Annotated in this window: 15 protein-coding genes; 5 read left to right on the top strand and 10 right to left on the bottom strand. The window is 44.3% G+C overall.

Annotated elements, in window-relative coordinates; translation table 11 throughout:
* Window positions 1-64 precede the first annotated feature (64 nt).
* The 4 genes from bioD to bioB are packed head-to-tail and all read right to left on the bottom strand — an operon-like array spanning window position 65 to window position 3,799.
* The gene (gene bioD, locus ITG09_06240; GenBank protein ID UPR53221.1) at window positions 65-748 is read right to left on the bottom strand and encodes a dethiobiotin synthase; all 684 of its coding nucleotides are present in this window, start codon (window positions 746-748) and stop codon (window positions 65-67) included.
* Window positions 745-1,548: a malonyl-ACP O-methyltransferase BioC gene (gene bioC, locus ITG09_06235; protein UPR53220.1), complete on the bottom strand. Its 804-nt coding sequence runs from the start codon at window positions 1,546-1,548 to the stop codon at window positions 745-747. The genes bioD and bioC overlap by 4 nt, the downstream gene beginning before the upstream one ends.
* Window positions 1,549-2,760 (bottom strand): 8-amino-7-oxononanoate synthase, encoded by a 1,212-nt coding sequence (gene bioF, locus ITG09_06230; protein ID UPR53219.1) that lies wholly within the window; start codon window positions 2,758-2,760, stop codon window positions 1,549-1,551.
* Window positions 2,747-3,799, bottom strand: a complete 1,053-nt coding sequence (bioB, locus tag ITG09_06225) for a biotin synthase BioB (GenBank protein UPR53218.1) — start codon at window positions 3,797-3,799, stop codon at window positions 2,747-2,749. Before bioB ends, bioF begins: the two co-directional genes overlap by 14 nt.
* A gap of 158 nt (window positions 3,800-3,957) precedes the next feature.
* Between bioB and bioA the strand changes: the two genes are divergently transcribed.
* The 4 genes from bioA to ITG09_06205 all read left to right on the top strand — a co-directional run bounded on the left by bioA (window position 3,958) and on the right by ITG09_06205 (window position 11,782).
* A complete protein-coding gene (gene bioA, locus ITG09_06220) occupies window positions 3,958-5,235 on the top strand; it encodes an adenosylmethionine--8-amino-7-oxononanoate transaminase (protein UPR53217.1) in 1,278 nt (425 codons plus the stop codon).
* 144 nt (window positions 5,236-5,379) lie between these two features.
* Window positions 5,380-8,985, top strand: a complete 3,606-nt coding sequence (locus tag ITG09_06215) for a transporter substrate-binding domain-containing protein (protein ID UPR53216.1) — start codon at window positions 5,380-5,382, stop codon at window positions 8,983-8,985.
* Window positions 8,982-10,133, top strand: coding sequence for an EAL domain-containing protein (locus ITG09_06210; protein ID UPR53215.1), 1,152 nt, complete (start codon window positions 8,982-8,984; stop codon window positions 10,131-10,133). Before ITG09_06215 ends, ITG09_06210 begins: the two co-directional genes overlap by 4 nt.
* Before the next feature lie 2 nt (window positions 10,134-10,135).
* Window positions 10,136-11,782 (top strand): response regulator, encoded by a 1,647-nt coding sequence (locus ITG09_06205; protein ID UPR53214.1) that lies wholly within the window; start codon window positions 10,136-10,138, stop codon window positions 11,780-11,782.
* A gap of 111 nt (window positions 11,783-11,893) precedes the next feature.
* Here the strand turns inward: ITG09_06205 and serS are convergent, their stop codons facing one another.
* The 5 genes from serS to lrp form a co-directional block, all read right to left on the bottom strand.
* Window positions 11,894-13,201 carry a serine--tRNA ligase gene (gene serS / locus ITG09_06200; protein UPR53213.1) on the bottom strand — a complete coding sequence of 436 codons (1,308 nt, stop codon included), beginning with the start codon at window positions 13,199-13,201 and terminating at the stop codon, window positions 11,894-11,896.
* Window positions 13,202-13,343: 142 nt separating this feature from the next.
* Window positions 13,344-14,693, bottom strand: a complete 1,350-nt coding sequence (locus ITG09_06195; GenBank protein ID UPR53212.1) for a replication-associated recombination protein A — start codon at window positions 14,691-14,693, stop codon at window positions 13,344-13,346.
* A gap of 70 nt (window positions 14,694-14,763) precedes the next feature.
* Complete coding sequence (gene lolA / locus ITG09_06190; protein UPR53211.1) at window positions 14,764-15,360, bottom strand: outer membrane lipoprotein chaperone LolA; 597 nt, start codon at window positions 15,358-15,360, stop codon at window positions 14,764-14,766.
* A gap of 81 nt (window positions 15,361-15,441) precedes the next feature.
* On the bottom strand, window positions 15,442-18,570 hold the full coding sequence (locus ITG09_06185) for a DNA translocase FtsK 4TM domain-containing protein (GenBank protein ID UPR53210.1): 3,129 nt from the start codon (window positions 18,568-18,570) through the stop codon (window positions 15,442-15,444).
* A gap of 163 nt (window positions 18,571-18,733) precedes the next feature.
* Window positions 18,734-19,228, bottom strand: a complete 495-nt coding sequence (lrp, locus tag ITG09_06180) for a leucine-responsive transcriptional regulator Lrp (GenBank protein UPR53209.1) — start codon at window positions 19,226-19,228, stop codon at window positions 18,734-18,736.
* Between the two features lie 156 nt (window positions 19,229-19,384).
* Here lrp and ald point away from each other — a divergent pair, with 156 nt between their 5' ends.
* The gene (gene ald, locus ITG09_06175; GenBank protein ID UPR53208.1) at window positions 19,385-20,509 is read left to right on the top strand and encodes an alanine dehydrogenase; all 1,125 of its coding nucleotides are present in this window, start codon (window positions 19,385-19,387) and stop codon (window positions 20,507-20,509) included.
* A 158-nt stretch (window positions 20,510-20,667) separates the two neighbouring features.
* Here the strand turns inward: ald and ITG09_06170 are convergent, their stop codons facing one another.
* On the bottom strand, window positions 20,668-21,870 hold the full coding sequence (locus tag ITG09_06170; protein UPR53207.1) for a methyltransferase: 1,203 nt from the start codon (window positions 21,868-21,870) through the stop codon (window positions 20,668-20,670).
* Window positions 21,871-22,002 lie beyond the last annotated feature (132 nt).

Here is a 22,002-nt window from a genome sequence, read left to right as displayed (position 1 = left end):
AGGCTTAAAATAGCAAAAGGGCTGCAATCGCAGCCCTTTTCTTGTTTAACGTATAACTTGAGAATTAAAGCTCAAGCAATGGCTGTACATTAATATACTTACCAATGTTCTTAGACTTCGCTTTTGGTACGTAAGGGATCTCACCTAACTTTGGCGCCCCTAGCTTATCTTCAAGCATCGCAATAATATCAGCATAATGTTCAGTGCCTGGATTAATGCGGTTTGCTACCCAACCGACTAGGTTTAGACCATCGGCACGAATCGCCTCTGCGGTTAATAGAGCGTGGCTCAAACAGCCAAGCTTAATACCAACCGTCAACACCACTGGAAGCTGCTCTTTCTTAACCCAGCTAGACAAGTATTCATCATCTGAAACCGGCACGCGCCAGCCACCAGCACCTTCAACTAGAACGATGTCAGAGTTTTGCTTGTGCTGTTCTAGCTTCGCTGATAATACTGCTTCATCAACCACGACACCGTCATGCTTTGCAGCAATGTGAGGTGATGATGGTAGTAACAATGCGTACGGGTTAACGTCTTCGTAAGCAATATCTTGCGTCGCCGCTTCTTGAAGATGCAATGCATCACTGTTACGCAACCCTTCAGGGTATTCTTCACACCCTGCAGCAACTGGTTTATAACCAATTGTTGATAAATCTTGTGCGGCCAAAGCTTGAAGAATCGCTTTTGAAACCACAGTTTTTCCCACTTCGGTATCCGTACCTGCAATAAATAATGCATCAATCATAATTGAATAACCCCTAAACAAACTTGATATGTTGCTGGTAAGAAACCTTGATGGTTTTTAAACTCTCTATATTCCCGTTCAACAAGCTGTAGCATTCGGCGACTTGTTAAACCTTGTGAGCGACCACTTACGTGATTAGCGCCAATACCTTTAAGGTCGCGCATCAGTTCAAACGCAGTGTCGTACCAAACGGTGATGGTGGGCAAGTCTAGTTGATGAGCAGTACAGCTAGATTGCGCTAACGCAATTTTTACCTGATTGATTGTAATAAAATGGTTAACGTGTTGATGTGCGTCAATTTTTGACCATGATTTTTTCAACTCAAACAGTGACCCATCAAGCAAAGTTGAGAAAATCACACGTCCACTAGCCGCTACAACGCGCTTCATCTCCTTTAAAGGTGACGATAAATCATCACACCATTGTAACGCTAAGCTTGAAAAAACGATGTCAAAACACCCATCTTCAAACGGCAATTGTTCAGCGTCAGCTTGTTGATATAAAGAAACCGATGTACCACAACGTTGCTCTGCTGTTTCTAACATTCCAACAGAAAGATCAGCACACACTACCTCAGCACCACGCTTCACCATCTGTTCAGAGAAATACCCCGTACCGCAGCCTAAATCCAACACCTTCAAACCTGAGAGATCGTTAGGTAGTTTATCCAATAAACGATGGCCGACGTCACGCTGAAACTCAGCGTGTTTATCATAGGTTGTTGCTGCTTTACCGAAGGCTTCAGCAATCGCACTCTTATCTTGGCTTACGTAATTATGCACGACTGCTTCTTGTGACATTTACTGAGCCTCTTTCTTTAATTCAACGCTTGATTCTATGCTTGGTTTGCTTTCAGAGTCGTTGCTTCGCTCTATTGTTTGAAGCAACGAGTCAGTTAACTGAAGAACCTGCTTCTGACTGTGGTTGGCCGTTAACGTAATTCGTAAACGAGCAGTCCCTGTCGGAACGGTTGGTGGCCTTATCGCCGTGACCCAAACTTGGTTACGCTTCAATTCTTCCGCTATAGATAATGCAGCTTGAGCATCGCCAATCACAAACGGCTTAATCGGAGTCTGAGTATCAATGAAACCTGTTACACCACTCATCTGTTCTTTATAGAGAGCTCCTAACTCAGTTAACTTCTCTCGACGCCACTCTTGCGTCTGAATCATATGACACGCATGAGACAAAGCGACCGCTTGTGAAGGTGGCATCGCCGTCGAGTACACATGATGACGAGCAAACTGAGTTAAGTAATCACCCACTTCTGACGAACAAAGAATCGCAGCACCAGAAAGGCCAAATGCTTTGCCAAAGGTCACCACCAAAATTTCCGGTGAGATTTGTGCCGCACTGCAGCTCCCTGCCCCTTTATCACCTAATACGCCGATACCGTGGGCATCATCAACCGCCAACCAACTGTCGTATTGTTGAGTCAGGTTAGATATCTGGCTGAGAGGCGCTTGGTCGCCATCCATGCTGAACACACCTTCAGTCACGACCAAGGATTGTGGAGTGCGACTCAATAGCGACTCTAAATGTTGCGTGTCGTTGTGCTTAAAGCGTTTCATGGTTGCAGGTGAAAGCATCCCCGCTTCCATCAGGGAGGCGTGGTTAAGTTTGTCTTGCAACAGAGAGTCGTCTTTTTCGAGCAGAGAAAACAACAAAGCTTGATTAGCACTGAAACCAGAACTAAATAGAATGGCACGTTCAAAGCCAAGCCATTCACACAGCTGAGCCTCTAAATTTCGATGAGCAGGACTAAAGCCCGTGACCAATGGCGATGCTGCACTGCCAGCACCATATTGGGAAAGTCCGGTTTGCCATGCATCGACCAGTTCAGGATCGTTTGCCAAGCCTAGGTAATCATTACTCGAAAAGTTAATAAAGCGAGAACCTTCACTATTAAGCAAAGGGCTATTACTGTTTTCGATTACCTTAAGTTGACGAGTTAACCCTTGCTCACGACGATGAGCAAGGGCACTTTTGATGCGAGATTTAAACAGTGGCATCGTAGAACATGTCATCTTTCGTTGGACGAGCCGCAACGCGCTCCACCACTTGATCTAACAGTTCGTTTTCTTGAATTTCGTCAGGCTTTTGAGCCACCTGTTGGCTATTGATACCCAGCTTCTTAAACAACTGCATATCCGTGTCTTCGTCTGGGTTTGGCGTAGTAAGTAGCTTACAGCCGTAGAAGATAGAATTTGCACCCGCCATGAAACACATCGCTTGCATCTGTTCATTCATGTTCTCACGACCTGCAGATAGACGAACCGCAGACATTGGCATCATGATGCGAGCAATCGCAATAAGCTTAATGAAGTCAAAAGACTCAACATCATCAACGTTTTCCATCGGTGTGCCTTTCACTTTTACCAGCATGTTGATTGGCACACTTTCAGGGTGTACTGGAAGGTTGGCTAGCTCGACAAGTAGACCTGCACGGTCATTGGTGCTTTCGCCCATACCAATGATACCACCAGAACAGATCTTCATACCTGCATCACGCACGTGAGATAAGGTATCTAAACGATCTTGGTAAGTACGAGTGGTAATGATGCTGCCGTAGAATTCAGGAGACGTATCAAGGTTGTGGTTGTAGTAATCCAAACCTGCGTCAGCTAACTCACCCGCTTGATCTGGTGTAAGCATACCCAATGTCATACAGGTTTCTAAGCCCATGCCTTTCACACCTTTGATCATGTCAGTTAGGTGAGGCATATCGCGCTCTTTCGGGTTTTTCCATGCCGCGCCCATACAGAAGCGAGTTGAGCCCGCATTCTTGGCTTTTAGCGCTGCATCCAAAACACGCTCGACTTCCATTAAGCGTTCTTTGTCGACATCTGTTCGGTAGTGAGCACTTTGAGGGCAGTACTTACAATCTTCAGGGCAAGCACCGGTCTTAATCGATAGAAGCGTACTCACCTGCACGTGGTTGTGCTCTTGGTACTGTCTATGAACCACTTGAGCTTCAAACATTAAATCCATAAACGGTTTTTCAAGCAGCGCTGTTACTTCAGCCACTGTCCAGTCATGACGAACTTCCACGTGTCGATCCTTTTAATTTTTTGTTGTTGCAACTCTGTGTCTAGAGTTTGCATTTATGCTTGGCTAGTCTACCGACAAGCTTTAGACTGTCAACACATTGATAATATCAAAAGTTTACATCTGGTTATTTTTTAATCACACCAAGAATGGAAGTTACTATGGATCTCGCCTTTGATCGCCAGCATATCTGGCATCCTTACACATCAACGTTAACACCTCTGACCTGCTACCCAGTCACCAATGCAGACGGTGTTTACCTAGAGTTAGAAGGCGGAAAACGAATTATTGATGGTATGTCCTCTTGGTGGTCAACCATTCACGGCTACAATCACCCAGAGCTCAATGCTGCAGCTCACAGCCAAATCGATAAGGTGTCACACGTTATGTTTGGTGGTATCACCCACCAGCCTGCAATCGATTTATGTAAGAAGCTTTTGAATCTCGCGCCAAATAATCTTGAACATGTATTTTTGGCCGATTCTGGTTCAGTCGCCGTAGAAGTGAGTCTTAAAATGGCGCTTCAATACTGGCATGCCAAAGGACAACCTCGTTCGAAGTTCCTCACACTCAGAGATGGCTATCACGGTGATACCTTTGCAGCGATGTCAGTGACCGACCCTGACAACTCGATGCACAGCCTCTACAAAGGCTTTTTGCCTGAACACATTTTTGCCGATTCACCGAAAACAGGCTTTTGGGATCAATGGGACGCTAACGACATAAATAGCTTCCGTGAAAAGCTAGCAACACATCATCAAGAAGTCGCAGCCGTGATCTTAGAGCCGATCGTTCAAGGGGCTGGCGGCATGCGCATCTACCACCCTGAGTTCCTAAAACAAGTTCGCTTGCTATGTGATGAATTCAACGTATTGCTGATCTTGGATGAGATTGCGACCGGATTTGGCCGCACAGGGAAACTGTTCGCTTGTGAACATGCAGATGTTCAACCGGATATATTATGTGTTGGAAAGGCGTTGACTGGTGGCTACATGACCCTTTCAGCAACGCTAGCGAGTAAAGAGGTTGCTGACACCGTATGTGGTGGTGAAGCGGGTTGCTTTATGCACGGACCAACCTTTATGGGTAACCCATTGGCTTGTGCAGTCGGCGCGGCAAGTTTATCCATCATAGAGCAAGGCCATTGGCAAAATCAGACTCAACAGATTGAACAGCTTTTCTCCGAGCTGCTACCACCGTTACGAGAGCATGCTCTCGTCAAAGACGTTCGCTGGTTGGGCGCTATTGGCGTTGTAGAAACCCACACACCTGTCGATATGGAAACCATCCAAGCTCACTTTGTTGAACAAGGCGTTTGGATTCGTCCATTTGGCAAGTTGATTTATATGATGCCTCCGTTTATTAGTAAACCAGAACATATTCAACAACTTGTGAAATCAATCGATTCAGCAATCAAGGATCCAGCTTGCTTTAAATAAGCCAGCAACAACAGATAGAAACGCCTTAATTGGATGTTTCTATCTGTTATTTTTGAAAGTATAAAATCGACAAATAAGATTAATCTTAACCATAGAAATAAATAAAAAAAGAGTATTACCTATTGGATAAATACTCATCATAAAATGCCGAGACTTTATATAGTCTCGAATATTATGAAAAACTTTCTAATCTACTTTCTCTCTCTACTGCCTTTATCTTTTCAAAGCCTTTCCTCTGAAATAAACCTCAGTGATGAACAACTCAATTATCTACGTTCAAAGAAAACGATTGTTATTGCCAAACCTACCTACGTCTATAAACGAATGTGGGAAGATCTCATTGTAAATAAGAATCACAGATCCGAATCCGAAATCGTTGAATTATTAGAACAAAAACTGGGTATCGACATAGTTGTTAAAGATTACTTATCTTCTCGAACTCTACATAAGGCCATTAAGAACGGAGAGGCCGATCTAACCTTTGGTTATGCTCAAACAAAAGAGCGTGATGAGCATTTCGCTTTTTCTAGCAGCCTGTACGAAATACCCAATGTGTATTGGTACCGAGACGAAAACACGCAAAATAATTCGAAGAAAGAGCTAACGTGGGCTTGTATTCGCAATTCAATGTTTTGTCAGGTCATCAAAGACCAAGGTAACTCTAAAATCATATTTGTAAACAATACCCCCGAGTTAATTACTGCTCTTTCGGTAGGTAATGCGGACGCTACCGTTCTCGATTTGACATCCATACAAAGCTATTACTCTGTTGTGACCCCTGGAGAATGGCAAGGTAATTTGGAATACTCGAGAGAGATACCTTCTTTTAGTATTCAAATAATGATGAGAAAAGAAGATAAGCAACTGAAATCAATCGTCGATCGCTTACTCATTAGTAACGCCAAAGATATTGCCCTACGTTACTCAGATTATTTCTTCCATTTTTATGATGATTTGATTAATCAAGTACTAGAAGGTGAATATGATCGTCACACTATTCGATACACCGTAAGTGAAAACACATACCCATATTCTTATTTGGATCCTGCAAGTAAAAAAACGGTTGGATTTATTCATGACGCAGTAGCATTAATCTCAAGAAAGCTTGGTGTTTCTTTTGAATACATCCCACCAGACGGCAAAGACATTGTCGATATGTTGAGAAACAGAGAGGTCGAATTCCTACCGGGGTTCGATGTCGAGCAACCCAACAATCAAGAGTTCCAATTCAGCCAACCTTTTATGACGCTTGATTGGGCTTACACAGAAGCCAATAAACCGTGGGATGTTAAACGCACTGCGATACTCGATAGAACCGGTTATTTTATTCAAAAAGACTCTCTCAATGCTGACTTGGCAGACGCAGTCCTATATCAAGATATTGACTCTCTAATCAATGATATGAGCAATGGAAAGATCACTCACGCGTACATTCCTCAAAGCATCGCGAATCTTTATGTCTATAACGGGTATGGCAATATCTTTCATATTATCGCGAGTGACGAAAGCGCACCACTTTCTCGAAAAATGGGCGTCATTCTTCGTAAAGACTCTACATTCTTACAGAATGTGATTAATTCAGCGGTGTCATTGACCACACAAAATGAAATCGACTTATTGACCCTGAAGCATCACAACATCACTGCACAATATGGCTACAGTAAAGAGCGTATTATCGCTTATACCCTAATGATCTCATGCATAGTGTTCGCGTTGATCATTTTTGGTTTGGTAAGAACACGTAGACTGTCTTTATCACTAACGCGTGCTCAGTTATCAGAGCAACGTAGCTACGATCAGATCCAGTGGTTAACTGATCTACTAGACAACCTACCTAGCCTCATTGCTATTCATGACCAAAATGGTCAATTGATTCTAGCGAACAGCGCTTTCGATAAGCAGATGTCTGCATGCCGTTCTCTGGCTCATGGAGAAAGACCAAGTTTTTGCTGGCTCAATGATCAGGATGAACAATTGAGTGACAAACTTGGTATCTGGAGCACCATAAAATGTAATTGCAGTAGCGGCGAGCAACACTTTAGGGTGATTCGCCAATACCTCGAAAACGCACCGAAAGATGATTCTTACATAGTGACCGTGCTCGATGACCTGACAAAGTGGGAGAAACAGCAGCGTGAGCTCGAAGTTTCAAATAAAAAAGCTCAAGAGGCGATCAAAGCTCGAGATCTATTCTTAGCGATCGTTAGCCATGAACTGCGTACACCGATTGCAGCCATGATTGGCCTTATGGAACTGCTGAGTACCAAAATAGAAAATAAAGATGACGTGGAGCTTCTTAGCAATGCTCAGTTATCTGCGGAGCGCTTAAAACTGCTGGTCAGCGACATTCTCGATATATCCAAAATGGAGGCGAATCAACTCCACTTAGAGTCTAAGAAGAGCAACATTTACGATGAATTGTGCCCGATATTCCGAACCTTTGAGACAAATGCGCGATTAAACAATCTTCAATTCAAACTTGATTGGAAAATGAACGCAATCGCGAGCGCAAGTTTAGACTGGTTAAGAGTGACACAAATACTCAATAACCTTCTAAATAATGCCATTAAATTCACTGAAGATGGCTTCATTTTAGTTTCCGTTAAAGCATCTGCCACGCAACTGCAATTAACGATTACAGATACAGGTTGCGGAATGTCAGATCAGCAGATCACTCGAGCTTTTCAACCTTTCGCACAGGGTGACCACAGTATCAGCCGACGTTACGGCGGCACAGGCCTTGGCATAACAGTGGTTCAACGCCTTGTGAACATGATGAACGGCAAGTTGAACATCGAAAGTAAACTAGGCTTGGGGACAAAAGTCACTATTACGCTGCCAATCAAAGGCGGCACAGTTCCTATCATCGTCAACACTCCAATCTCTTGCGAAGACAGAGAAGTATTGTCGTGGCTTAAAGCTTGGAAAATCGATAGTCAAATGAATGATTATGGTCCGGTGATTGAGCGCTCCACACAGTGGCAGAACTTGTATCCAGATTTACTGCTCAGCGATATCACTTCGCAAGGTAAAAGTGTGGCTCACACGCCGGCTATCGAATACCACTTTGCTGGTACCGTGCTGATCGCCGATGACGATCCCATTAACCGCTTGCTATTTGCCAAACAGCTCAAGCGCTTTGGCTTAACAACGATCATTGTAAAAGATGGGCAAGAAGCGATGGAAGAACTAGAGAGCAACGAAAGACTCGTGGACATCATCATCACGGATTGTCATATGCCGAACATAGATGGTTATCAACTGACTGAAAAGATTCGCTCGATCGATAAGTTTAAGCACCTACCCATTATTGGTTGTACCGCCGAAGACTCAAAGTTAGTGATAGAGAAAGCTGAACACGTGGGAATGGATCAAGTGATTTATAAGCCCTACTCGTTTGAAGAGCTCGCATACGCACTCGAAACGTTACTGCCTCAGCAAGAAAAAGCAGCAGATCAATCCTGGGCGAAAAACTACAGCTCGGAAGAACAACTTCAGATGGCGACCGTCATCTTGGACTCGTTCAGCTTAGACAAAGCGATGCTGTTAGAGGCAAACCCAAACATCAAAGCAATAGCGCATAGGATAAAGGGATCAGCGAGTTTACTAGGATTAGACTCTCTAAATTATGCTGCAAAGGATTGTGAACAAAATACGGAAAACCCTATGTATTGTCACAAGCTAATTGAAGAGTTGGATTTGGCTATTGCCTCAGCTCATGCAGTTATAAACAGGTTAAATTCACTATGAAAATTCTCATCGTTGAGGATTCACTCTTACAAGCGACGCAAATTCAGATCCTACTCAAACGCTATAGCGTTGACGAAGTCTACACCGCATACAATGGTGAAGATGCGATAGAGCTATGTAAACAACATCGTTTTGATATTGCATTCTGTGATCTTCAGCTACCACAAATAGATGGCGTAACACTGTTGGCTTCCCCAGAGGCACAGGCATCCATACAAACGGTCGTCATTTTGAGCGCTATGGCTGATGCTGCACTGGATTCGACAAAAAGCATGTGCAATCTCATTGGTTACAACGAAGTGGAAGCAATACCGAAGCCGGTAGATGAAACACATATACAACGCTTACTGTCGACATACAAACGCACTCAAACCGCTAAATCTATCTTGCCAACCGCAGTAACGTTGAGTGAGCAGCAAACGATTGAAGCCTTTGAAAAGGAGTGGTTTACCAACGCTTATCAGACGCAACACTCCGTAGAACAATCGACACTGATTGGGGTTGAGGTACTTGCACGTATTATGCACCCTGAATTGGGATTGCTAACCCCTTTCCATTTTATGGATGCTTTGCGCCAACTTAGCTTAATGGATCGACTTTTCTTTACTGTGCTTGAACTGGCTCTCAAAGACATTTCATCAATGCGTAAGCCGATTCACTTCGCGATCAACATTGAGCAATCGACGTTAAAACTCGAAATTGCGGATCAAGTTGCAAGCTTATGTAACAAGTACAAAATCGAGCCATCACTGCTGACTCTAGAGATCACAGAGCATGAAACGATCTTGCTTGACGCGCACTGTTATAAAAATATCGCGAAACTGAGCATGTTAGGTGTTGGGCTATCGGTTGACGACTTCGGCACCGGCTACGCCTCTCTGTCACAACTATCAAGCCTGCCATTTACTGAATTAAAAGTAGATCGCAGTTTTGTAAACAATATTAGCGAAAACAAAAAGAATCAGATTCTAACAAAAGCTTGCATCAACTTAGCAGAAAACCTAGGGCTTTCTTGTATCGTCGAAGGTGTTGAACAACAACAAGACCTTGAATACTTAAAAACAATTGGCATGACCAAATACCAAGGTTTTATTACGTCCAAGCCAGCAAGCTTTTCAGAATTCACGTCAGTAAATAATTTAAAATAAACATGAAATTAACTCAATTAAATGCCCTTATCGTTGATGACTCCGCGATAGTACTTTCAACGATTCGTAATATGCTGATCCATATTGGCTTCTCAGAACGTTTGATTTCCATTGCTAAATCTCCGCGCATAGCAATGACCATCACAAATGACACAACCTTTGATGTGATCATTTGTGATTATAACTTTGGTAATACCATTAACGGCAAACAGCTATTTGAAGAGTTGAAACAGTCGAAAAGATTGAAGGGGGACGGGATATTTATACTTGTCACAGGCGAAAACTCGGCTTTATCGATTCGCCCTATCTTAGAGCTTCGACCTGATAACTACTTACTAAAACCGTTCAATCGTGAAACATTGAAGCAACGTATTACTAGCTCGCTGAAAAAGAAGCTCGTTCTACAAAGTGTCTATAAGGCCGAAAGAGAAAACAACTACCAAGCGGGTTTGGAGTACTGTGAAGAATTGGTCGCATTTCATCCCGAATATTTCGCGACGATCCAGCAGTTTCGCGGAAGCTTTCTGTCAAAACTTAAGCTCTACGACGAAGCCAAGAGCGTTTATGAGAAAGCACTGGATGAAGGCAGCTTCGATTGGGCACAGGCAGGATTAGCAAACAGCCTTGCGAATCTAGGTCAGCTTAACGAAGCACAACATATGATCGAAAGCTTGATTGACTCTGCGCCCTCTAGCACTTTGTACCAAGACCAAGCGGCTCAAGTGAATCTGATCAGCAACAAGGTGCCAGACGCCATTGTTCATTTTAAGTTAGCCAGTGAGCTCACACCCGGTAACTCTGAGAGAGAGTTAGCCATCGCCAATTTATGCTTATCAGTCAACGATTCAAAGTCAGCACTGGCTCACTATCAAAACTATATACAAATCAATAGAGGTACCTTTCGCGATAATCTCTACATGAAACTCAATCATATTCGCTTTTTACTCTATTGCGCGTCTGATGAAGTAAACAACCAAGCAACGTTGGATCAGGTTAACTACCTAATATCAAAGATACCAACGGAGGAAAGAACCGAGTTACAAGTGGACTTAGCGCTTATAGCTGCGCACATTGCAATGGAATCAAAACAGTACCAAAAAGCTGTCACCATTTTGACCACGCTGCACGACAAGAATGACTTCAATGCTTTTCCTGTCATTTATCATCACACATGGCTACTCGACAAGATGAGCTGTGAGAATGAATTCAAAGTCGCAGACAACCGTTGTGGCATGTTGATCATCAAAACGGCCAATGAGACGGTGATATCGAGTCAGATGACCATGTGCGCTGAAATGAAGCGCCGAAACACAGAAAAGATGGAATGGCTAAAGCAAAAAAACATCACGATCAAACAAGCGTCTTCGGATTACAAGCAGGTACTAGGGGCTTACTTAGATATTCATAAGCGCTGTCCGATGATCAAGAACGTGTGCATGAACATCGTAAAGCTACTCTCTGTTATCTGGCCTGATTCGATGGGAGCTAAACAGGTTCTGAGTATTATTCAGCAATGTGATGAGGTCATTACACAGCTGTATACCCTAGATGAGCTGACTAAAAACAATTACCAAAATTACTATCGCAAAGCCTTGCTGGCCTGCAAACAAGCAGATAATGAAGCCAAAGCGAACTTCTCTTACATGTAGCTTCTGTTGATGTAATATCAGCTTTGGTAACCTCCAGAAATGAAAAAGGCTTTGCCATAACAGCAAAGCCTTTTGAGTCATCTATTTTAGGGCAATGCCTAAAACATTAGATTAACCGATATGCGTTACGCCGCCCATGTATGGTTGAAGTACTGTTGGGATAGCAATACGGCCATCTGCTTCTTGGTTGTTCTCAAGAATAGCAACCATAGTACGACCAACAGCAAGACCAGAACCGTTTAGCGTGTGTACAAGTTCAGGTTTTTTCTCGCCTTTACGACGGAAACGAGCTTGCATACGACGTGCTTGGAAATCCCACATGTTTGAACAAGAAGAAATTTCGCGGTAAGTCTCTTGCGCTGGAACCCAGACTTCTAAGTCGTAAGTTTTCGCAGAACCGAAGCCCATGTCACCAGTACATAGAATCACTTTACGGTAAGGAAGCTCTAGAAGTTGAAGTACTTTCTCAGCGTGACCTGTTAGCTCTTCAAGCGCTGCCATTGAGTCTTCTGGCTTAGTGATTTGTACTAATTCAACTTTGTCGAATTGGTGCATACGGATAAGACCACGAGTGTCGCGACCGTAAGAACCCGCCTCAGAACGGAAACATGGCGTGTGAGCTGTCATCTTAAGTGGCAGTTCAGCTTCATCAGTAATCGTGTCACGAACCATGTTCGTTACCGGTACTTCCGCAGTAGGGATAAGCGATAGCGTCTTAAGCGGCACATCACTTACTTGCTCAGTTAGCGGGCTTGTGTGGAACAAGTCTTCGCCGAACTTAGGAAGTTGACCAGTACCGTATAGGCTATCGTGGTTCACTAGGTACGGTACGTACATTTCTGTGTAGCCGTGCTCATCAGTGTGAAGGTCCAGCATGAACTGAGCAATAGCACGGTGTAGACGTGCGAACTTGCCTTTCATCACGATGAAACGAGAACCCGAGATTTTAACTGCGCTAGCAAAATCAAGACCGCCAGACATTTCGCCAAGATCTACGTGATCTTTCACTTCGAAGTCGTAAGTCTTAGGTTGACCCCAACGAGAAACTTCTACGTTGTCGTCTTCATCTTTACCATCTGGCACTTCTGCGTCAGGAAGGTTAGGAATCGACATTGTGATCGTTTCTAGCTCAGATTGAAGCTCAGCCAATGTTACTTTAGCTTGGTCTAGTTCTGCGCCTAAGTTGCCTACTTCTGCAAGGATACGCTCAGCTTCTTCATGGTCGCCTTTTGCTTTCGCTTGACCAATGGACTTCGATCGAGAGTTACGTAACGCTTGTAGCTCTTCAGTTTTCATCTGAAGGGACTTACGTTTTTCTTCAAGTTCACGAATTGTCTCTACATCAAGGGCGAAGCCTCGACGTGCTAATTTTGCCGCTGTTTCATCCAGCTCAGCTCGAAGTAATTTAGAATCCAGCATTGCTAATCCTATGCTTTAGTTATTTGAATATTCAGTAGTTTGCTACTGAATCACTGCTAAACCCCTAAAACTGGTGCTATTTCGACCAATTTCTAACGATTTAATATAAATTTTATGACTAGGTAACGATATCCAAAAAAGACTACTTTTCATAGCGTTTTTGTGGGCTTTTTGCGTCCAAATCCGCCAGATAATCTAGCTTCTCGCCAATTTTGGTCTCTAAGCCTCGTTTTGTTGGGAAATAGTATTGTGTTTCGCCCATTTCAGGCGGTAAATACTTTTCTCCAGCCGCGTAGGCACCTGGTTCGTCATGAGCATAACGGTATTCTTGCCCGTAGCCCATGTCCTTCATCAAAGTTGTAGGTGCATTTCTCAAATGATGCGGCACTTCATATTCAGGGAGATTGTGTGCGTCCGTTAAGGCTTGCTTCCAAGCGGTGTAAACGGCATTACTCTTGGGTGCACACGCTAAATAGACAACCGCCTGAGCAATCGCACGCTCCCCTTCTGCTGGGCCAATACGCGTGAAGCAATCCCAAGCCGACATCGCAACCTGCATTGCTCTTGGGTCAGCGTTACCAATATCTTCAGAAGCAATCGCCAATAAGCGCCTTACGATATACAAAGGGTCACAACCCGCCGCAATCATTCGCGCCGACCAATACAACGCTGCATCGGGATTAGAGCCACGAATCGACTTATGAACCGCGGAGATTAGGTCGTACCAAATATCACCCTTGTTGTCGAAACGAGCAACCTTCTCGCCAGCCACTTCAGCTAACAACTGCAACGTTATCGCTTTCTCGCCCTTATCGTTGTCTTCTGCCATGTCATACAGCAACTCAAGATAGTTGAGCGACATACGCGCGTCACCGTTGACCAGTTCAGCTAGGCGATCTAGAACGTTATCTGCAAAATCAGCCGTCACATCACCCAGGCCACGCTGCTTATCTTCGATAGCTTGGCGAATGACGAGGGCGATATCATCAGTATTGAGAGAAGTCAGTTTGTAGACACGCGCACGCGACAACAAAGCGTTGTTCAATTCAAAAGAAGGGTTTTCTGTGGTCGCGCCGATAAAGGTAACCGTGCCATCTTCGATATGGGGTAGAAAGGCATCTTGTTGGCTTTTGTTAAAGCGATGGACTTCGTCCACAAATAGAATCGTTCTACGCCCTGCTTGCTTGTTCTCACGCGCTTTTTCAATGGCGATACGAATATCTTTTACACCCGATGTCACCGCTGATACGCGCTCAACTTCTGCATTGGCGTAATTTGCTGCCACTTCTGCCAGCGTGGTTTTACCGGTGCCCGGAGGCCCCCATAAAATCATGGAGTGAATATGGCCCGCTTCCAACGCTCTGCGAAGGGGTTTACCTGGACCTAATATATGCTGCTGACCGATGTACTGTTCAACAGTTTCAGGTCTCATACGAGCAGCAAGGGGACGAAAATCTTCGTCCCCTGCAAAATCTAAGCTGTAATTACTCAATTGCAATCTCTTGATTCGTTGATGGCATCAATGCCTATCGACTTACTACCAAACGATCTGCCAGTTTGGATCAGTTTCTTTGGTCGTCGACTTCGACACCTTCCGGTGCCACAAAAGTAAAGCGGTCTGCAGCAGGTTTACCTAAATCAACATTGTTAAAGGTAAACTCACCTTTTTGGCCGTCTTGTTCAATCACATTAAAGCCCTGAACAATGCCTTTCTCGGTGATGTTAATCTGGAAATTGCCCTGATTAGAATCCACAGCCGTTGGCGTTAGCGTAAATTGGTTACCCGCTTGCGCGACATTGTAGTTATCCCAATCGCTTTCTTGGTTACGAGTCAGCAATACAAAAGGCGTTTGCGATGTCGCTTGCTCTTGCCAGTAAATGCTCACTTGCTCAATGAATGGGCTGTAGTACCACAAGCTTTGGCCATCAGATACCAACAAGTTTTCATCAGGGAACGTGGTTTCCCAGCGGAACAAGCTTGGGCGTGCAATCTCTACCGTGCCCTCACCTTCCATCACAACATCGCCATCAGGGCTGGTCACGACTTGTTTAAAGTCAGCACTAAAACCTGCGTTCAATGCCAAACGGCTACTCAGCTCTTCTTTCGGAGAAGCAAACACTGAGAAGCTCATAAATAAAAGTGCGAATACTTTTTTCATCAATAATCCTGTTAAAACATAAGTCGGTCATATTCTCGATTTGACCGACTTAATGGGCATAAGTTCATAGGGCGTGTAGACCTAATCTTTTGGTGGCGCTGGCGCTAAGACTTCTCGGTTACCGTTATGGCCCGGAGCACTTACGATACCTTGCGCTTCAAGCTGCTCTACAATACGCGCTGCGCGGTTATAACCGATCTTGAATCGACGCTGTACGCCAGAAACCGAACCACGACGTGAATGAACAACGTGTTCGACTACTTGATCAAACAAAGGATCAACCTCTTCATCGCCTTCCATCTTCTCGCCCGGAAGCAAGGTTTCAGGAGTTTGTTCACCGTTGGTAATTTCATCAATATAGTTTGGCTTACCACGCGCCTTCCAGTTATTCACTACCGCGTGTACATCATCATCCGATGCAAAGGCACCGTGAACACGAATGGTATGGCTAGAACCCGGCGGTAGGTAAAGCATATCACCCATACCAAGTAGCGATTCAGCACCGCCTTGGTCAAGAATGGTTCGAGAGTCGGTTTTAGTTGATACGGTAAAGGCAACACGTGTTGGGATGTTAGCTTTAATCAAACCAGTAATAACATCTACCGATGGACGTTGAGTCGCAAGAATCAAGTGAACACCCGCTGCACGTGCTTTTTGTGCCAAACGTGCAATCAGCTCTTCAACCTTCTTACCTACCACCATGATTAGGTCAGCAAATTCATCGACGATAACCACGATATAAGGCAGTTTCTCCAGCAATGGCGCTTCTGGATCCATGCTATCACCCGGTTTCCATAATGGATCATGGATTGGGTGACCCGCATCAGCGGCCATCTTAAGTTTATCGTTGTAGCCTTTAATGTTACGAACACCTAACGCCGACATTAGCTTATAACGACGTTCCATTTCGCCGACACACCAACGAAGCGCATTCGATGCATCTTTCATGTCAGTAACGACTTCAGATAGCAGGTGAGGAATACCCTCATAAACTGAAAGCTCGAGCATTTTCGGGTCAATCATGATGAAGCGAACATCTTCTGGAGATGCTTTATATAGCATACTCAATATCATCACGTTCACACCCACCGACTTACCAGAACCAGTCGTACCTGCAACAAGAACGTGAGGCATTTTCGACAGGTCAGCAATTACAGCTTCACCCGCGATGTCTTGTCCTAGAACCACTGTCGTTGGTGACTTCGCTTCTTGGAACTGAGTGCTACCCACAACATCTGAGAAGAATACCGTTTGACGACTCATGTTCGGCAGTTCTAAGCCCACATAAGGTTTACCTGGAATAACTTCAACCACACGTACTGCTAATGCAGACAGTGAACGCGCTAAGTCCATAGAAAGGCCTGAGATACGGCTTACTTTCACACCTGGAGCCAAATCCAACTCAAATCGAGTGATAACCGGACCAGGGAAAATATCAACCACATCAGCTTTGATTTTGTAATCGGCTAATTTAGATTCAACCAAACGAGCGATTGCTTCAAGTGCATCGCGATCAATGAAGGTTTCACGCTTTTCAGGGTGGAACAACAATTCAAGCGTTGGCAATGGTTCTGCTGGTTTAGGCAAGTTAACATCTTGCTGAACGAGGAACGGGTTTTGCGTTGCTGCCATGTTTGCTTGTGCTTCAGAGACAATGTTTTGGAATGCCGCTACGTCTTGGTCTGGATGTACAGGTTCCTCTTCTGTTACCTCTTCCCAAGGAAGATCAACAACTGGTTCTTGTTCTTGGTTTTGCTTGGTCGTTTGCGTCGGCTCTTGTTCGTAAGGTGACGGAGCAAGTGGCTGTTCGTCATTATCAACAGGCTCAACATCTAGCTCTGAATTAGGTTCAAAGTTTTGCTCTTCCGTTGTCTCGAAAGGCGTTGAGAATTCTTGTGGTGCTTCTTCTATTTCACCCATTGGCGAAGCGTATAGAGATTCTGGTTGAACATCTTCCGCAGCGAATTCGTTATTTATGTCTGGTGAGCTATCCATGACTGGAGCAGCAGCTTCAGCTACCTCTTCTGTAGGATTAACTGAGGGTTGCTCATTCTGCATGTATTGTTGGTACGCGATCTGAGATTCATGCGCGTCAACCTGCTCCTGCTCTGCAAGATCATCTTCGTACATAGCCGCATTTTCTAACTGTTCAATAGTCGCGTTCAACTGTTTAGAACGTTCGACACCTTCTTCTAAAGGCTCTTCTGGCGCTTGGTAAACTGGTGTAGCAGGAACCGGCTCTTGCTCAACTTGTTGAGGCTGAATCTGAGGCTGTTTTTGGGCAGGAGCTTCTTGCTTCGCAGGAGCATCGACTGGCATATGAATATTGTAATGACGCTTCGGCAATGCTGCATTGTCTAGCGCATTTGTCGCCACACCTGAAGAATCATTGGTCGCAGAAAAACTCATCGCAGGATCTAGCGGGTCATGCTCTGTTGATTCTTTGTTGTCCTCTATAGCAGGAACATCGCGGTAAGTTGGCTCTTGATGCTGCTGATGACGTTCTTTGATTAAATCGCGGTCTGCTGATTCTCTTAGCTGAGGCTCAAGCAGTTCTTGATCTTGGCCACGTGCCTTATTAACAGCAGAGGTGAAGAATTTGATAGCACATTCACCCAACCATTCCACAATGCTTAACCAAGAAATACCGGTCAATAGAGTAAAACCAGCGCCCCATAAGAAAAGAAGAACCAGCGTACTACCAAGAACATTCAACGTTGGAAGAGCAAGGCTTGTTAAAACGTCACCTACCACACCACCTGATGAGAAATACCAGATGTCGTCAAAGTTGATATCCGCTAGACCACAACTAGTAAGAATAAGAACGGTTAAGCCAAGTAAGCGAGTGCCCCACAACATGAAGTCGATTTGTTCGTCTTCATTACGTTTGCGGAACAACACCCATGCAGCCACAGTCACTAATATAGGCAGCGGGTAAGCCAGTGAACCAAAGACAAAGAAAAGCGTATCCGCCAACCATGCACCTAGGTAGCCACCCGCATTCTGAATGTCACCACCCCACGCCGTTTGCGACCATGATGGATCTGCAGGACTAAAAGTTAATAACGCAACGGCAAGTAGAATAGAGAAGAGAACACCCAAAATCAGGCTGCACTCTTTGAGACGTTGAGAACCATTCAAACGAGGAGACTGAGGCTCTTCACTCGTTTTAATGATTGTTTCTACTTTATTACTGCTCTGCTTGAACATAAACCAACTTAATAATTAAACGGGATAAAAACATAGCGAACGGCACGAGCCATTCGTTTTCATGAAACTACTGTTGATTTAACCATATCAAACAGAAAAACCCAATTCCAGAAAGCAAGAAAGCGGAACAAATGTCCGCTTTCTTTCATTTCACCAATTGTGATTAACGAGTTTTAATCACAAGTTGATTAGTTTGTTTCACTTCTTCCATTACAACGTAAGTACGAGTGTCGTTTACGCCTGGTAGACGCAGTAACGTATCACCCAGTAGCTTACGGTAAGCACCCATATCAGATACACGTGTTTTTAGAAGATAGTCAAAATCACCCGACACTAAATGACACTCTTGGATGTCATCCAGTTTCTGCACAGCGGTGTTGAATTGTTCGAACACATCTGGCGCACCACGGTTCAACGTAATTTCAACAAACACTAAAAGTGAAGCATCAAGGTACTGTGGGTTCAGCAACGCTGTGTACCCAGTAATGTAACCTTGACGTTCTAAACGACGAACACGTTCAAGACATGGAGTTGGAGAAAGTCCTACTCGTTTTGAGAGTTCAACGTTTGAGATACGACCGTCTTTTTGCAACTCATTAAGAATGTTGCGGTCAATACGATCTAGTTCCTTGGACGGCTTCTTATAATTGTCTGCCATTTTTTATTCCACCTTATTACTTCCTTGCAAAAAAATATACTACAACTTTTTAATATTCAGTATCAAATTTTATCTGAACCTATCTATACTAGATATTAATTCGACAGAATTACCCTACGCATAGATAAAACAACCAAAATAAAATGAGGAGTCAGGATGATCATTGGCGTACCGAAGGAAATCAAGAACCACGAATACCGCGTTGGTATGACCCCAGCTAGCGTGAGAGAACTAATCTCACACGGCCACCAAGTTTTTGTAGAAACCAATGCCGGTAATGGTATCGGTTTTTCAGACGATGATTACATCGCTGTAGGCGCATCCATTCTTCCTACTGCTGCTGACGTTTTCGCGAAAGCAGAGATGATTGTAAAGGTTAAAGAACCTCAAGCTGTCGAGCGAGCTATGCTTCGCGAAGGGCAAATATTATTTACCTATTTACACCTTGCACCAGATTTTCCGCAAACTGAAGAGCTTATCAAGAGCAAAGCTGTCTGCGTAGCCTATGAGACTGTAACAGATAATATGGGTCGCTTGCCACTATTAGCACCAATGTCTGAAGTCGCTGGTCGCATGTCTATTCAAGCAGGTGCACAAACATTAGAGAAATCTAACGGTGGTTGTGGTCTTCTTCTTGGCGGCGTTCCAGGTGTTGAACCAGCAAAAGTTGTTGTTGTTGGTGGCGGTGTTGTTGGTGCTAACGCAGCACGTATGGCTGTTGGCCTTCGCGCTGATGTTACAATCCTTGACCGTAACGTAGATACACTTCGTCGTCTTGATGAAGAATTCCAAGGTCGCGCAAAAGTCGTTTATTCTACTGAAGACGCTATTGAGAAGCATGTTCTAGAAGCAGACCTAGTAATTGGTGCAGTACTAATTCCTGGCGCAGCCGCTCCTAAACTTGTAACAAAAGATCACATAGCTAAGATGAAGCCAGGTTCAGCTGTTGTTGATGTTGCAATCGACCAAGGTGGTTGTTTCGAAACTTCACACGCAACGACTCACGCCGACCCAACTTATATCGTTGATGACGTAGTTCACTACTGTGTTGCTAACATGCCAGGTGCCGTTGCTCGTACTTCTACTTACGCACTAAACAATGCAACACTTCCTTACATTGTTAAGCTAGCGAACAAAGGCTACCGCGAAGCACTTCTATCTGATGAAGGTTTCCTAGAAGGTCTAAACGTAATCCACGGTAAAGTGACTTGTAAAGAAGTTGCAGAGAGCTTTGACCTAGAGTACGTAGACCCTGCTGAAGCAATCGCAATGTTTAACTAATGATGTAGTGACTAACTGAGCGTAAAATTTTCTCGTTGAAGCGTTCAGTTACAACACACATTAAAAAGCCAGTCCGACATCGTCGAACTGGCTTTTTTGTATCTGTAGCACTATCGCTCGTGAGCTATGAACAACGATCTATCTTATACTTGTGTGGTTTATCGGTCGCTCTTAACCCCATGAATCAACAGGTTTCGAGGCGTGACAGTCCGCTCACAAAACTCTTCGATGGTTGCCTCATAGCCTTGCTCTTGCAAGTAAATAGCTCGGTCCAAAGCGAGCCATACCTCTAATGGTCGTCTAAAGACTTGCTGAACTAAACTCAACTTCTCCATTTCCCAGAAGAGCGTCTCGCCTTGAGCAAGATAGGATTCAAAGTCGATATCCGAACCAAGTGTTATCTCTTTCACTTCAGAAGCCCACTGGCAAAATGATTCAAACCCTTCAGATAGCTCTGATTTTTTGATGCTCGGTACTGGGATGTATTCATCGATATTAAATTCGGCTTTGAGCAATTTACTGAAGCCTAAACGATAACTCATCTCTAATTGACGATGTCTCTTGACTCTTTCACCACCGGTGACCGTTTCTTGAAGTGGAATTCTTAAATCACTCTTGCTCAATACTAATGCCGAGCTTTTCGCGACAGATGACATCGGTTGATAGGTTTCATCACGAATAAGATGGTAGCAACATGGGGAAATGGTCACTGCTGGAAGCCCATGTGATACCGACTTTTTCACTAACTCGACATGAAGGTCGCCACAAGCGTGAAGAGCGACAGCGTGTTGGTTTGAATTAAACACATCACCTGCGCTTTCTGAAAAAGCATCGCCTTGAACAAAGTTCATCTCTAATTTCTGGTCATCAGCAATTTTTTGTCCACTTTCGCATAACGATTGCTGCCATTCAAAGCTCGTGACTTTTTGGTCAGATTGCTGAGATAGAATTCGACCAAGAAAGCCTTTACCAGAGCACCATTCCAGCCACTCTTGCCCTTGGTGATGCTCAAGAGAAGCCTCTCCCATCGCAACAATTTGTTGTAGCTTTCTACCCGGAATACCATCGGCAGTTCCGCGCGGAAGATCGATCCCAACAAGCGCAGTTTGATTGAACTGGATATTTTGATTGGCTTTCTCTAACTGTGGAAGGAAGCGCGTAACCTCAGCTAGCAAGTCTTGCGGTTGTTCTTTGAGAGTCTGAATTCTCTCGATACTCAAACTATCCAACCAATCAACAAGAGGACGATTCACATCAGCCCATGGCTGTTGCTGAGTTTGACAGAGGTGAAAAGGCTCTGAACGCCAATAGACTTGGTGCTCTAACAAGAATGAGTCGAGAATTGTAAATCGTGAATGCATGCTTCCCCCTATGATGCGTGGATTGTAGGGGCAACAAACGGAAATGGAAAGGCTCGATATAAAGAGGGCAGCAAAGAAAGCTCGAAACCAGAAAGAAAAACGGCCTATAGATACAGGCCGAATAATAATCTA

This window comes from Vibrio cyclitrophicus, assembly GCA_023206055.1.
GTDB lineage: Bacteria > Pseudomonadota > Gammaproteobacteria > Enterobacterales > Vibrionaceae > Vibrio > Vibrio cyclitrophicus_A.
Note: the sequence above shows the minus strand (reverse complement) of the source record. Positions and strands in the feature narration are given on the sequence as shown.